Raw genomic sequence first — 12781 nt, 5'->3', positions numbered from 1 at the left:
CAGTATTTTGCACATCTATTGCTCACATTTCTAAAAGTGAGTGAATAATCAACTATTTTGTTCGGTTTATGACCCAAACGACAACTTAGCGGTGTTGATGACTTTCGCTTTGGTGTATTCTGATTTTCTTGTTGTAGGGAAACTCACTGTAGATACAAAACGTTATGAATATTGGTTTGATCATCGCGCTTGTCGCACTCTTGCTTGTCCTCGTTCTCGGTTACAACATCATGTTGCAGTACAAACTGAAAGCTGAGGCGACGCGCAGACAAGAGTCTGCTCGCTATGTCGCGCTTATTGACGCCACTGAGGAGCTTATCGGTGGTGCGAGCTACCTACCGTACAGCAAAGAGCTCATGACTTGCTTACACAATCGAATTTTAGATGCCTTGAAAAATATGCATGAACTCGACCCGAAAAACAAACACCTCGCTCAACGTGTCGAATCGGCGCAGGTTCAGATTCAACAATTAAATGAAAACTACGAGGGCAACGAAGCAACGGCATTTAAGGTTCCTACCAGTGATAAACAAGCCATTGTTATGTTGAAACTTGTCAAGCGCCTTCGTGATACCATTCGAACCGAACACAATAAGGGCCGAATCGATACTCAATCCTATATGGTTGAAAACGGCCGCTTAGAAACCATTCAGATTAGAATCAATATCGAAAACGTGGTTAAACGCGCCCATGAGTCCATAGCAAAAGGACAACCCGGAACGGCAATGCAGCTGTTGAAGAAAGGCATCGATGCCTTAAGTTCAAAAAATGATAATTACTCTATTCAGGCAAAGCAAAAACTGACCGATATACTGGATCAGCTGCAAAACTCAAGACAAGCAAAAGCCGATGAGCAACAGCAACAGGCTAGCCGCGAAAGAGATGACGATATTGACGCCCTGTTTGGTGAAAAGAAAAAGTGGTAGCATCATTCTTTAGCTACATTTATTAGCGTGTAAATAATAGTATTCAAACCAAAGGTCGCTAAGGCGACCTTTTTCAATCGATCAACGAAGTCATACCATAATGAATCCAACTCAAATTGAACAAATTTTAGCGCCTATCAATACGTTTCTTCATTGTGCCACCCCCGACGAGTGGGTAACCGAAGCGAAGAAACCAGAGAACTTATCTGTCATTCTTATCGACCACTTATTATGTGAATTGAAAGCTGGGCAGTCAGCCATGTATTTGCTTCGTAAGTATGCGGTAGACTCTGCGAGTACGGCGTTATTGCAGGAGTGGTTCAAGCCTTATGAAGAGTTTGCCTATCGCAAGCAAGGGGATATGGCTTCATTACGCGGTAAAAGTAATATCTCCAAATCCATTATGGCGAAATCGGTCTCACCCTATAGCCAAGATTTGATCGATAAGATGGTGTTATTGATCAAAGAAGAGTTGCATCATTTTTATCAGGTATTAGAGATCCTGGAAGATAGGAAGATCCCCTACCATCCAATCCCAGCAGGTCGATATGCGAAGGGCTTATTGTCTAACGCAACAACGCATGAGCCAAATACCTTGATCGATAAATTGATCATTGGCGCTTATATCGAAGCCAGATCTTGTGAACGCTTTGCCAAGTTAGCCCCGCATCTAGATGAAGACATTGCTAAGTTTTATGTGTCTTTACTGCGCTCTGAAGCTCGACATTATCAAGATTACCTAACACTTGCTGAGCAAGTCGCTGGCGGTGATATTAGTGAAAGGGTGGAGTTTTTTGGCAAAATAGAAGCGAATTTAATTACCGCACCTGACAGTGACTTCAAGTTTCATAGCGGCGCTCCTGCATAGTACCACGCTGTTATTCAGGCTCTCTTATGTCTTAATAACCGGTTTACTTGCCCTCCCCCCCTGTTAATTAGGCGCTCAGTGCTCCTTAACTAAATAACGAATAAAAAGGCACTACCTCAATTTGAGACAGTGCCTTGTCAATTCAACTCTTAGCGGGCGATGTAAAGCCCATGTCACGCTAGACCAATGTCGGGTTAGATCAATGTCGCGTTAATCTCAGCTAAAACCTGAGATGGGTTAGAGGCTTGTGTTATGGGACGGCCAATTACCAAATAATCAGACCCAGCTTGAATAGCCATGTCTGGGGTCATAATGCGTTTTTGATCGCCCACCGCGGCGCCCGCTGGACGAATACCAGGGGTGATGAGCTTAAACTCTTTACCCAATTCCGCCTTAAGCATACTTGACTCTTGAGCAGAGCATACCACGCCATCCAATCCAGAGCGTTTGGTTAGGTTTGCTAAGCGCAAGACCTGCTCTTGAGGCGTGACATCAATGCCAATACCCGCCAAATCAGATTGCTCCATACTTGTCAGTACAGTCACACCAATGAGTAACGGGCGATCCTTTCCGTATGGTTCCAATATTTCACGCGATGCCGTCATCATGCGTTCGCCACCGCCGGCGTGTACATTAACCATCCATACACCAAGTTCCGCGGCTGCACGCACAGCTTTCGAGCATGTATTAGGGATATCATGAAACTTTAAATCTAGAAACACTGAGAAGCCACGTTTATGCAGCTCACGAACAAAGTCAGGACCAAATAGTGTAAACATCTCCTTACCGACTTTCAGGCGGCAAGAGCTTGGGTCAATTCTATCAACAAAAGCTAGCGCATCGGCTTGGTTGTCATAATCCAGTGCAACTATCACTTTTTGGTCAATCATTCTTGCTCCTTACAAATATACTGATTTTTTACTCAAAAAAAGCAGCACCTCAAGTGCTGCATCTAAATATCGAACAACGAATTACTCGCCGTCTAACCCTCGAATTGGTTTGATCGTACCCCATCCTTTACAAGAAGGGCAGTGCCAATATAGTGAGTGGGTTGAAAAACCACATTTTCGGCAGCGATAATGAGGTTTAACTTTTAATTGCTCGCCAACCAAAGATTGCAAAGTCGTTAAACTCTCTTTCGCTCTGCCCTCTTCTGCATTAGCAAGGTGATAATCCATCAATCGATAGAACCCTTTCATTGTTGGGCTCTTGACTAACTGACGAGTCAGCAATGCTTGCGCTGACGCCGTCCCTTCATGATGTGCTACCAATTGAGCAAGCATTAACTCAGCAGAAACACCCGCACCTTTTTCAATACTCGCGCGCAAAAACTCGACTAAATCCTGTTCTTGCCCTAAATGGTGGTAACACTCTGCCAGTGTCGGTAGCACTTCACTGACAAAGTCTTTGTCTTGTTCCAGTACCGCTTCAAGATGCTCTATCGTTTTTAGGTAGTCTTCATTTTCAAGGTACAGGCGACCTAGTGCAATATTGGCACGTGCACACCTAGGATCAACCGCTAACGCTTTACGAAAATGTTGAATCGCTTTTTGTGTGTTGCTGTCTGACTGCTCAACCATTGCAAGTTCACACCAAAAATGAGCGATGTTATTTCTAACTCTCTTTTTACCCATTTTTAATAAGGCTGATGCATACTCAATGGCTTTATGCCACTCTTGAGTTTGCTCATAGATAGAGACTAATTGAACCAGCGCCCCTTCTCGGTGTTCTGGTTCTTCAACAAGTTGGACGAATATTTTTTCCGCACGGTCGAGAAAGCCCGACACCATATAGTCTTTAGCAAGCTGTTGTAAGGCAAGATTTTTCTGCTCAATAGTGAGGCCAGAGCGAGAGATTAGATTTTGGTGGATGCGTATCGCACGGTCGACTTCGCCCCGGGAACGAAACAAATTACCTAATGCTAGGTGGGTATCTATCGTTTCATCATCGACTTGAAGCAACTCAATAAAATGGTCTACCGCTTTGTCTGACTGATCGGAAAGCAACAGGTTAAGACCCGTCATATACTGACGAGATATTTGATGTGACTGCTCTTGTCTGTCATGTTTTACACTTCGCTGCCCCATATACCAACCATAGGCAGCAGCGATAGGTAAAAGTAGAAATAGTAGCTCAAGCATGTACTAAATAGGCCCTAGTCGTAATCAGCTGCTAGGACTGGTCGTCGCCACGTCTTTTGACTGGGATGGCGTTTGCTTTGCTAGTTTTTTTCTTAGTTTCCGAACCGTTAATTGGGACTTAAGATGAAGACTTCCGAAGATAATCCATGAAATGACGAAACCAACAACAAAAACCACACCAAGTAGCGTAGATAAATGAAACTCTCCTTGCGCTAGCAAGTAGTTAAATGTCACGACTTCTTGGTTCTGTGAACCAAGTGCCAGAGTAACTAAGAAAAGTACAATTAGTAGAATTATTTTTATAATCTTCATGTGTTTTCACCGCAGTCATTGGATAGCTAAGATTATGCAGCAAATAGCGTTCGCACACCATGTTTGTTCATCATAATCTTAATAATCTTCTTCATAATTAGCCTTGTATAACGCACAACCCACACGTTTCTAGATTGGCGTAAACGAAACGCTTTAATTAAATTCAGGAATGTAAAAACGGCACACTATCTGTATGCCGTTCCGTTGACCGAACTAAAGAGAAGACTTATAGACTTTCGTTTACTCGTTCACGTAATTCTTTGCCTGGCTTAAAGTGAGGGACATACTTGCCTTCTAATTCCACTTTGTCACCTGTTTTAGGGTTACGTCCTACACGTGGCTCACGGAAATGAAGTGAGAAGCTACCAAACCCACGAATTTCAATACGGTCACCGCTTTCAAGCGTGTTCGCCATATGTTCTAAAATGTCTTTTACCGCATCTTCAATTTCTTTTGCTGATAAGTGAGTTTGCTCTGCGCAGAGTCTTTCAATTAATTCAGACTTAGTCATAGGTGGTTATCCTCATTACTCTTCATGTTCAGTTGAAACTGGTTTTTATCATTATATAACATCAGTTCACTAACTGCCTGTATAAACAGATAATAGTCTATAATTCGCAAAGTTAAAAACAAAAAAAAGGAGCCTTTCGGCTCCTTTTCTCTTAGCAGAGTATATTACTCGCCTTTAGCAGCTTTAAATGCGTCTGCCATAGCACTACCGAACCCGCCGTCTTCTTGCTTGTTCAGTGAAGCCATTGCTTCTTGCTCATCAGCTTCATCTTTAGCTTTGATAGATAGGTTGATTACGCGGTTCTTACGGTCTACACCAGTGAACTTCGTTTCAACGCTGTCGCCAACGCTTAGGATTAGAGATGCGTCTTCAATACGGTCACGTGAAACTTCAGATGCGCGGATGTAACCTTCTACGCCTTCTTCAAGTTCAATAGTAGCGCCTTTCGCGTCTACTGCAGTAACAGTACCGTTAACTAGCGTGCCTTTCTTGTTATCAGCAACGTAAGCATTGAATGGGTCATTTTCCATTTGCTTAACGCCTAGAGAGATACGCTCGCGCTCTGCATCTACAGCTAGAACTACAGCTGAGATCTCGTCACCTTTCTTGTATTCACGAACAGCATCTTCGCCAGTTGCGTTCCAAGAAATATCAGATAGGTGTACTAGACCGTCGATGCCGCCTTCTAGACCGATGAAGATACCAAAGTCAGTAATAGACTTGATCTTACCAGTAACTTTGTCGCCCTTAGCTTGCATTTCTGCAAATGACTGCCATGGGTTCGCTTTACACTGTTTCAGACCTAGAGAGATACGACGACGTTCTTCGTCGATATCAAGAACCATAACCTCAACTTCGTCGCCAACATTAACAACTTTAGAAGGGTGGATGTTCTTGTTAGTCCAATCCATTTCTGAAACGTGTACTAGACCTTCAACGCCTTCTTCGATTTCAACGAAGCAGCCGTAGTCAGTTAGGTTAGTAACACGACCAGTTAGCTTGTGACCTTCTGGGTAACGCTTAGCGATTGCTACCCATGGATCTTCGCCTAGTTGCTTAAGACCTAGTGAAACGCGAGTGCGGTCACGATCGAACTTAAGAACTTTAACTAGGATTTCGTCACCAACGTTAACGATCTCAGATGGGTGCTTAACACGCTTCCAAGCCATATCAGTGATGTGTAGAAGACCGTCAACACCGCCAAGATCAACGAATGCACCGTAGTCAGTAAGGTTCTTAACGATACCTTTAACTTCAGTACCTTCTTGTAGAGTTTCAAGAAGTTCGTCACGCTCAACACTGTTTTCAGATTCGATAACAGCACGACGAGAAACAACAACGTTGTTACGCTTCTGGTCTAGCTTGATAACTTTGAACTCTAGCTCTTTGTTTTCTAGGTGAGCAGTGTCACGGATTGGACGTACGTCAACAAGAGAACCAGGAAGGAAAGCACGGATACCGTTAAGTTCAACAGTGAAACCGCCTTTAACTTTACCGTTGATGATACCAACAACAGTTTCAGCTTCTTCGTAAGCTTTCTCAAGAACGATCCAAGCTTCATGACGCTTCGCTTTCTCACGAGAAAGTTGAGTTTCACCGAAACCATCTTCAACAGCGTCTAGAGCAACGTCTACTTCAGCACCAACTTCAACTTCAAGTTCGCCAGCAGCGTTCTTGAATTGTTCAGCAGGGATAGCAGACTCAGACTTAAGGCCAGCATCAACAAGAACGAAACCGTTCTCGATAGCTACTACAGTACCTTTAACGATACTACCTTGTTGGAATTCAGTTTCATTCAGAAACTCTTCAAAGAGTTGAGCAAAAGATTCAGTCATTATTTAATCTTCAATTAGTAAACGTCCACGGGTATCCTACCGCATGGGGTTGATAATTTCGCCAGTCATCATCCTTGCGACCAACGTTCGAAACCCACCAAGCCTAGTACTAATGTACTTCTACTTAGTGAGATTAGATTCGATATATTTTAGCGCTTTTTCGACAACCTGCGTAATATTTAACGAGGTAGAATCAAGCACTAGAGCGTCATCAGCTGGACGTAGAGGGGCAACCGCTCGGTTGCGATCTCTGAAGTCTCGCTCTTCGATCTCGCTCAAAAGGTCGTCAAATTTAACATCTAAACCCTTTAGTTGCAACTGCTTAAAGCGGCGATGCGCCCTTTCTTCTGCACTTGCATCTAAGAAAATTTTCACAGGCGCTTGTGGGAAAACAACCGTACCCATGTCACGGCCATCGGCAACTAAGCCTGGTGCGATATTAAAAGCACGTTGACGGCGTAATAATGCTTCTCGCACTCGAGGTAGAGCCGCTATTTTTGATGCCGCATTGCCCGTTTCTTCTTTACGAAGTTCACCAGACACATCTTCACCTTCCAGAATCACCTTAACAAGATCGCCTTCCGCAATGAATTGAACGTCAAGATGGACAGCAATGGGTACCAATACGTCTTCTGATTCGAGGTCAACGCCATGATGAATAGCCGCCAATGCTAATACGCGATAAATAGCACCTGAATCGAGTAAATGAAAGCCTAGTTTATCAGCCAGTAACATACACAGCGTGCCTTTACCAGCGCCACTTGGTCCATCTACGGTAATCACGGGTGTCATTGAGGACATGTTTTACTCCACGTTGTTTAATTTGGCTAAATATCTTTATTATTCTTCATTTTTACGGCGCAAAATTATATACCCAATCCATTCAACATACCATTTTCTTTGGGATTCATTTCTGACGTGCTTTTGTTCTATCTTTACTTCATTTTTTAGAATGGGTCACATTATTGTCATACAATAATATTGTAAGGTAATGTTATCTCCAGAACATCGACACCAAGGAAAATAACAATGAAAAAGGTTCAATTAAGTTTACTTACGCTTAGCATCATTGCAGGGTCAGCCATCGCTGCGTCTTCTGACACTCTAGATATGACATCGTTTAATCTTGACCCTCAAAAAGCACCAGCACAAAACTTTGATTTAACCAATTGGAAAATCACACTTCCAGAGTTAACAACAGAAGGGTCTCGTAAAGGGAAAGCATTAGAAATTGCTAAAGATGAACTTGGCAATACCACAACACCTTATGTCCACCCTGAGTGGTTCTATACAAACAAAGAAACTGGTGCCCTTGTATTTGTTGCACCAAATGAAGCACCAACCACACCAAACAGCAAAAATACCCGTAGTGAGCTGCGTGGCATGCTAGCGAAAACTTATGGTGAACCAAAGAATAACTTCGTTATAGCCTCACACCCAAATGCATCCGAATATGGCGCTATCGGTGGCACACTGAAAGCAACATTATCAGTAGATCAAGTGAGTGAAAGCGGTAACTACAAAAAAAATGGCGCTTTCGCCGTTGTCATTGGTCAGATCCATGGTTCTAAAAACGAACCATTAAAGATTTCTTATCGTAAACTTCCCGATCATGAACACGGCTCATTGGCTTGGAACTACGAATTGAATCCGACTAAGGATTTACAAAACGCTAAAGATGAAAACGGCAAAAAACTTCGTAAGGATATTCGTCACGACGTCTTTGGTAAGCACAACCTGCGTAAAGGGGCTGCTGATCCGCAAGATGGCATTAAACTCGGAGAGATTTTTTCTTACGAAGTTAACGTCGATGGCGACATCATGCACCTAACGTTTACTAAGAATCCAGGTACGTCTGATGCGATTGTGAAAACATTTGATGTCGACCTAGCAAAAGGAAATTACCAAGGTAACGAGGTCGACCAGGGTTACGGTAGTGACTGGATGTATTACAAAGCCGGCGTATACAACCAGTGCAATACCAAAAAGAGCAGCTCCGATTGTCAATGGCGTGGTATGGAAGCCGGCGACTATACACAAGCGAGCTTCTACCAGTTAGAGCTTGATCAATAACCGTTAGGTGTTAATTGAGCCCAAATTTAAAAGGACCCAACACTTTGTGTTGAGTCCTTTTTTATCAAATGCATTGTCATGATTCGAAGTACTTTAACAATATAAAATACTTACACTATTGGCCGCTGACCACGGCTAATCCATTTCATCAATACGTTATCAGCCGCTTGCCCAGCCGCACCTGAAAATTTATCCGCAAGCTTCTTCTTTTGAACATAGTGAATCGCAAGTACGGTTTTTTCTTTGCAAGCCGCCGTCACCACATCATCTGATGTTTGAATTGCATCGACTAAGCCGAGGGTTTTGGCTTGAGTTCCAAACCAATGTTCACCCGTTGCCACTTTTTCCAGATCAAGTGCAGGACGGTGCTCCCTAATAAAGTCTTTGAACAAGCCGTGGGTCTCTTCCAGCTCTTCTTTGAATTTATCACGTGCTTTATCGGTATTTTCACCAAACATCGTCAGCGTACGTTTGTATTCACCTGCCGTGAGCTGTTCAAATTCGATATCATTCTTTTTCAGCAGCTTATGGAAGTTTGGCAACTGTGCAATAACACCAATAGAACCAACGACAGCAAAAGGTGCCGACACGATCTTATCTGCAATACATGCCATCATGTAACCACCACTCGCTGCTACCTTGTCAACCGAGATAGTGAGTGGCAGGTTTGCCCCTTTGATTCTGTCGAGTTGTGAAGAAGCAAGGCCGTAAGCATGTACCATACCGCCGCCCGATTCCAAGCGCACTAACACCTCATCGCCAACACGTGCGACAGCTAAAATAGCACTCACTTCTTCTCTTAATGACGCGACTTCTTTAGCGTCAATGCTACCGTTAAAATCTAAAACAAAAAGATGTGGCTCACGCTTACTATCAAGGTCACCATTTTTTGAGGCTTTCTTAATTTCTTTTTCACGTGATTTACTTTTTTCTTTTTCCGCTTTTTTCTCAGCCTTATCTCGTGCTTTTATGAATGACTCATCATGTAAATGGTGCTCTAACTGCTCAACCGTTTGTTTTCTTTGTTCAGTCAAGTTAGTCACTTCAAGCGCACCTTTAGCACCACCTGAACGACCACCTACTGATTTCGCCACCACAATGAGTGCCAAGATGGCCGCCAATACCGTCACGATTTTGGCTAGAAAAAGCCCGTAATCTAATAAAAATTCCAATGTCTTATCCCCAATCCTACGAATTAGTGTATTGTAACCAACTTGTCACGATTACCAAGAATTATTCAAAACTAAGGAAGTGTTCTGTGGAATATTCAACCGCTCCTGAGGCGCTAAAAGGTAAAGTTATCCTCATTACTGGCGCTGGGGCTGGCATCGGCCGTCAAGCAGCACTTAGCTACGCCAAACATGGCGCTACTGTCATTTTACTCGGCCGTAATGTGGCGAACTTAGAGCTAATTTACGATGAAATTGAAAAAGCCGGTTACCCGCAACCTGCTATCATCCCACTCGACCTCAAGGGCGCGACAAAACAGAATTACATTGATATGGCCGAGACTATCGAAGGTCAATTTGGACACCTAGATGGGCTGGTTCATAATGCAGGTGTCTTAGGCACGCTAAGCCCATTCGATCAAATTGATGAAGAGACGTTTGATGATGTTATGCAGATCAATGTCAAAGCTGAGTTTCTTATGACACAAGCCTTATTGCCTATTTTGAAAAAATCACAAGCAGGTCGAATTATTTTTACTTCTTCAACTGTTGGGCATATCGGCCGCACATTCTGGGGAACGTACGCGATCTCCAAGTTTGCGACTGAAGGTATGATGCAAATCTTAGCCGATGAACTCAGTGATTCTGCCATCCGTGTCAATGCGATAAACCCAGGAGCAACGCGTACACGTATGCGTGCAAAAGCCTATCCTGGTGAAGATGCGAATGCCTTGAAAACGCCAAGTGACCTCATGCCTTTATACCTGCATTTAATGGACCCTTCAGTATCTGATATCAACGGGCAATGTATAGACGCTCAACCTAAGCGTTAGCAAGCCTAGTTATTCACAGATCAATGGCTAACCGCTTTAAGCTTTAACGATAAGTGAGTGCCAAAGCACTCACTTATTTAACCCACTACCCTAAGTGTTGCCTCAAAAACTCCCCAGCCACCGCGCTGCCATGCTGGTAGTCCTCTAAAATCTGATCCTTATGGCTCATTAATCCTTTGGACGTCAACTCATGTTTCGGCTGTATATGCCACAATTTCACCTCTTCCGGAGGGGATAGTAGAAATTGCTCAACCTGACTATGGTTATTGTAATGCGCCACCAGCATGTCTAAATGGCTCGTACCATTTCGGCTAAAAGGCACACGCTTGTTCTGAATATCAATCAAGCGAGATAGCTTTTCATTGTCGTTAATCCAAGTCGACAGCTTACTTTTTTCACTCTGAGGGATTTTGTACAATTCGGCTTGGTTTGCAGTAAATTGCTTATAATCCATTTTGATACTGTGAAGCTTTTCTGAAAATTGCTTATGGAATTCGGTCAACTTTTCTTTCGTACCCGAAACTTTAAGATGATTTAAATGCGTATCTAGCCCCGCTTCCAATTCTTTTTTCCAGCGCTCCAACGACTCCATGGCAGGAGACGGCGTTAGCTCTTTTCGATTGCCTTCTGGGATAGTGCTGATCACCACCATATTGTTAATACCTCGACGACAAGACTCCTGCACAGGGATCGTTGCAGACACCCCTCCATCTACCCATTTTTTGCCATCAAACTCAATATCATGATAATAAAGCATCGGGATCGCACAGGTTGCCCTAAGTACATCAAACCAATTATCCGCAAAAATCGGATAGTAATAATCTTGTAGGTCTTCTACATCAGTAATACAGGCCAGCGCCACCTTGTTGTCACCGAGTTGAATCTTTCCTTTAGGGATATTTAGTGGGAACTCGCCTGTATTCACAAACTCAAAAGCCCAATCTAGATCCATAGGCTGCTGCTTTTGAAGCAGTTTATTGACGTCAAAAAAACGTCCTCGCGTCGTATAATTGAGAATAAAATCTAACCCGAGCCCTTTTTGCTGAGTGACAAAAGAAGACACATTGAGCGCCCCAGCTGAGGTACCAATATATAAGGAAAACGGATCGAATTTAGCATCAATAAATTTATCTAAAACACCCGCGGCAAACGCCCCTTTTTGTCCGCCACCTTGGACGATCAAAGAATATTGTTGATCCTTCGTGAACACACAGCTCTCCTCACATTTTTTTGTTCTTTCTTGAGATTAAAATAATTACTCTAGCCTGAACATCATTTTTCAAGATAATGCATCAAAACTGGTGACACCTTCTCACTAACTTCTTGATTATCAGCTTGACCCATAATTTTAGTCCCATTCACATTGAATACCATTTGCAGTCAGTCGATTCTCATTTATACTGTATAAATATACAGGTATTTATTATGCATAATTTAATCACTGAACTACAACATAAGCAATTGATCTGGAAAGGAAGTCACCCCTTAACTGCTTCAAACAACCATCATTCCACTGGTTTTAGCAAACTGGATCAATCACTCAATGGTGGGTTCCCTAGCCACGGGGTCATTGACATTCAATCCGCCACTGGCATTGGTGAACTAAGACTTCTCAGTCCTTACATAGCAACTCACACAGAAGAACGGCTTTTGGTATTAATCAACCCACCTGGTTATGTCTGTGCTGAGTACCTCTTAAACCAAAATATTAACCCTTCACAGGTGTTGTTGATTTATCCAACATCAACAGCAGACGCCCTATGGGCCGCGGAGCAAAGCTTAAAAAGTGGCGCGAGTAGTTGTGTGTGTTTGTGGCAAAGTGACATTGAGATTCATCATGCAAAGCGTCTTCAAGTCGCAAGTGAAACCGGCCAGTGCCTGCAAGTTTTATTTAGACCAATGCAGTCACATCGCTTCTCTCTCCCTGTGTCATTAGGTTTACTTTTAGCCCCTCATGAGTCAGGGCTTGAAGTGACTATTACTAAACAAAAAGGTGATTTTCCTCGAGCACCTTTTATTATCAATATGGCATCGTATTGGCCTGAGCTAACCATCAAAACACCTCTTGTTATCGTCCCATCAATTCGACAGCAACAGCAAGGGTAAAAAGTAT

13 protein-coding genes are annotated in these 12781 nt (G+C 43.1%); 5 read left to right on the top strand and 8 right to left on the bottom strand.

Annotated elements, in window-relative coordinates; genetic code table 11:
- Nucleotides 1-164: 164 nt before the first annotated feature.
- A complete protein-coding gene (locus tag ACE1OE_RS04620) occupies nucleotides 165-926 on the top strand; it encodes a DNA repair protein (protein ID WP_102471656.1) in 762 nt (253 codons plus the stop codon).
- A 100-nt stretch (nucleotides 927-1026) separates the two neighbouring features.
- A complete protein-coding gene (gene miaE / locus ACE1OE_RS04615) occupies nucleotides 1027-1794 on the top strand; it encodes a tRNA isopentenyl-2-thiomethyl-A-37 hydroxylase MiaE (protein ID WP_449210294.1) in 768 nt (255 codons plus the stop codon).
- Nucleotides 1795-1988: 194 nt separating this feature from the next.
- On the opposite strand, the gene pyrF is transcribed toward miaE, so the two are convergent.
- From pyrF to cmk, 6 genes are all read right to left on the bottom strand, one after another.
- Complete coding sequence (pyrF, locus tag ACE1OE_RS04610; protein WP_102471658.1) at nucleotides 1989-2684, bottom strand: orotidine-5'-phosphate decarboxylase; 696 nt, start codon at nucleotides 2682-2684, stop codon at nucleotides 1989-1991.
- Nucleotides 2685-2765: 81 nt separating this feature from the next.
- Nucleotides 2766-3935, bottom strand: coding sequence for a lipopolysaccharide assembly protein LapB (gene lapB / locus ACE1OE_RS04605; RefSeq protein ID WP_102471659.1), 1170 nt, complete (start codon nucleotides 3933-3935; stop codon nucleotides 2766-2768).
- A 24-nt stretch (nucleotides 3936-3959) separates the two neighbouring features.
- Nucleotides 3960-4247 carry a LapA family protein gene (locus ACE1OE_RS04600; RefSeq protein ID WP_102471660.1) on the bottom strand — a complete coding sequence of 96 codons (288 nt, stop codon included), beginning with the start codon at nucleotides 4245-4247 and terminating at the stop codon, nucleotides 3960-3962.
- 226 nt (nucleotides 4248-4473) lie between these two features.
- Entirely contained in the window at nucleotides 4474-4758 is a 285-nt protein-coding gene (gene ihfB, locus ACE1OE_RS04595) for an integration host factor subunit beta (RefSeq protein ID WP_102471661.1), read from the bottom strand.
- A gap of 164 nt (nucleotides 4759-4922) precedes the next feature.
- Nucleotides 4923-6593, bottom strand: a complete 1671-nt coding sequence (gene rpsA / locus ACE1OE_RS04590) for a 30S ribosomal protein S1 (protein ID WP_102471662.1) — start codon at nucleotides 6591-6593, stop codon at nucleotides 4923-4925.
- 120 nt (nucleotides 6594-6713) lie between these two features.
- Nucleotides 6714-7394 carry a (d)CMP kinase gene (cmk, locus tag ACE1OE_RS04585; protein ID WP_102471663.1) on the bottom strand — a complete coding sequence of 227 codons (681 nt, stop codon included), beginning with the start codon at nucleotides 7392-7394 and terminating at the stop codon, nucleotides 6714-6716.
- 228 nt (nucleotides 7395-7622) lie between these two features.
- Here cmk and ACE1OE_RS04580 point away from each other — a divergent pair, with 228 nt between their 5' ends.
- Nucleotides 7623-8666 (top strand): polysaccharide lyase family 7 protein, encoded by a 1044-nt coding sequence (locus ACE1OE_RS04580; protein ID WP_372060548.1) that lies wholly within the window; start codon nucleotides 7623-7625, stop codon nucleotides 8664-8666.
- Between the two features lie 110 nt (nucleotides 8667-8776).
- Here ACE1OE_RS04580 and sohB read toward each other — a convergent pair whose 3' ends face one another.
- A complete protein-coding gene (sohB, locus tag ACE1OE_RS04575; RefSeq protein WP_102471665.1) occupies nucleotides 8777-9838 on the bottom strand; it encodes a protease SohB in 1062 nt (353 codons plus the stop codon).
- 86 nt (nucleotides 9839-9924) lie between these two features.
- Between sohB and ACE1OE_RS04570 the strand changes: the two genes are divergently transcribed.
- Complete coding sequence (locus tag ACE1OE_RS04570; protein ID WP_372060549.1) at nucleotides 9925-10668, top strand: YciK family oxidoreductase; 744 nt, start codon at nucleotides 9925-9927, stop codon at nucleotides 10666-10668.
- 85 nt (nucleotides 10669-10753) lie between these two features.
- Here ACE1OE_RS04570 and ACE1OE_RS04565 read toward each other — a convergent pair whose 3' ends face one another.
- The gene (locus ACE1OE_RS04565) at nucleotides 10754-11878 is read right to left on the bottom strand and encodes a patatin-like phospholipase family protein (RefSeq protein ID WP_372060550.1); all 1125 of its coding nucleotides are present in this window, start codon (nucleotides 11876-11878) and stop codon (nucleotides 10754-10756) included.
- Between the two features lie 215 nt (nucleotides 11879-12093).
- Between ACE1OE_RS04565 and imuA the strand changes: the two genes are divergently transcribed.
- A complete protein-coding gene (gene imuA, locus ACE1OE_RS04560) occupies nucleotides 12094-12774 on the top strand; it encodes a translesion DNA synthesis-associated protein ImuA (RefSeq protein ID WP_449210293.1) in 681 nt (226 codons plus the stop codon).
- Nucleotides 12775-12781 lie beyond the last annotated feature (7 nt).

It is taken from the genome of Vibrio sp. E150_011 (assembly GCF_053544015.1).
The sequence above is the reverse complement of the archived record's forward strand: the minus strand, read 5'-3'. Positions and strand labels throughout refer to the sequence as shown.

Coding starts and splice junctions, on each gene's coding strand:
- ihfB (WP_102471661.1), bottom strand. CDS start 4,758: ATGACTAAGTCTGAATTAATTGAAAGACTCTGCGCAGAGCAAACTCAC.
- miaE (WP_449210294.1), top strand. CDS start 1,027: ATGAATCCAACTCAAATTGAACAAATTTTAGCGCCTATCAATACGTTT.
- ACE1OE_RS04620 (WP_102471656.1), top strand. CDS start 165: ATGAATATTGGTTTGATCATCGCGCTTGTCGCACTCTTGCTTGTCCTC.
- pyrF (WP_102471658.1), bottom strand. CDS start 2,684: ATGATTGACCAAAAAGTGATAGTTGCACTGGATTATGACAACCAAGCC.
- lapB (WP_102471659.1), bottom strand. CDS start 3,935: ATGCTTGAGCTACTATTTCTACTTTTACCTATCGCTGCTGCCTATGGT.
- rpsA (WP_102471662.1), bottom strand. CDS start 6,593: ATGACTGAATCTTTTGCTCAACTCTTTGAAGAGTTTCTGAATGAAACT.
- cmk (WP_102471663.1), bottom strand. CDS start 7,394: ATGTCCTCAATGACACCCGTGATTACCGTAGATGGACCAAGTGGCGCT.
- imuA (WP_449210293.1), top strand. CDS start 12,094: ATGCATAATTTAATCACTGAACTACAACATAAGCAATTGATCTGGAAA.
- ACE1OE_RS04580 (WP_372060548.1), top strand. CDS start 7,623: ATGAAAAAGGTTCAATTAAGTTTACTTACGCTTAGCATCATTGCAGGG.
- ACE1OE_RS04600 (WP_102471660.1), bottom strand. CDS start 4,247: ATGAAGATTATAAAAATAATTCTACTAATTGTACTTTTCTTAGTTACT.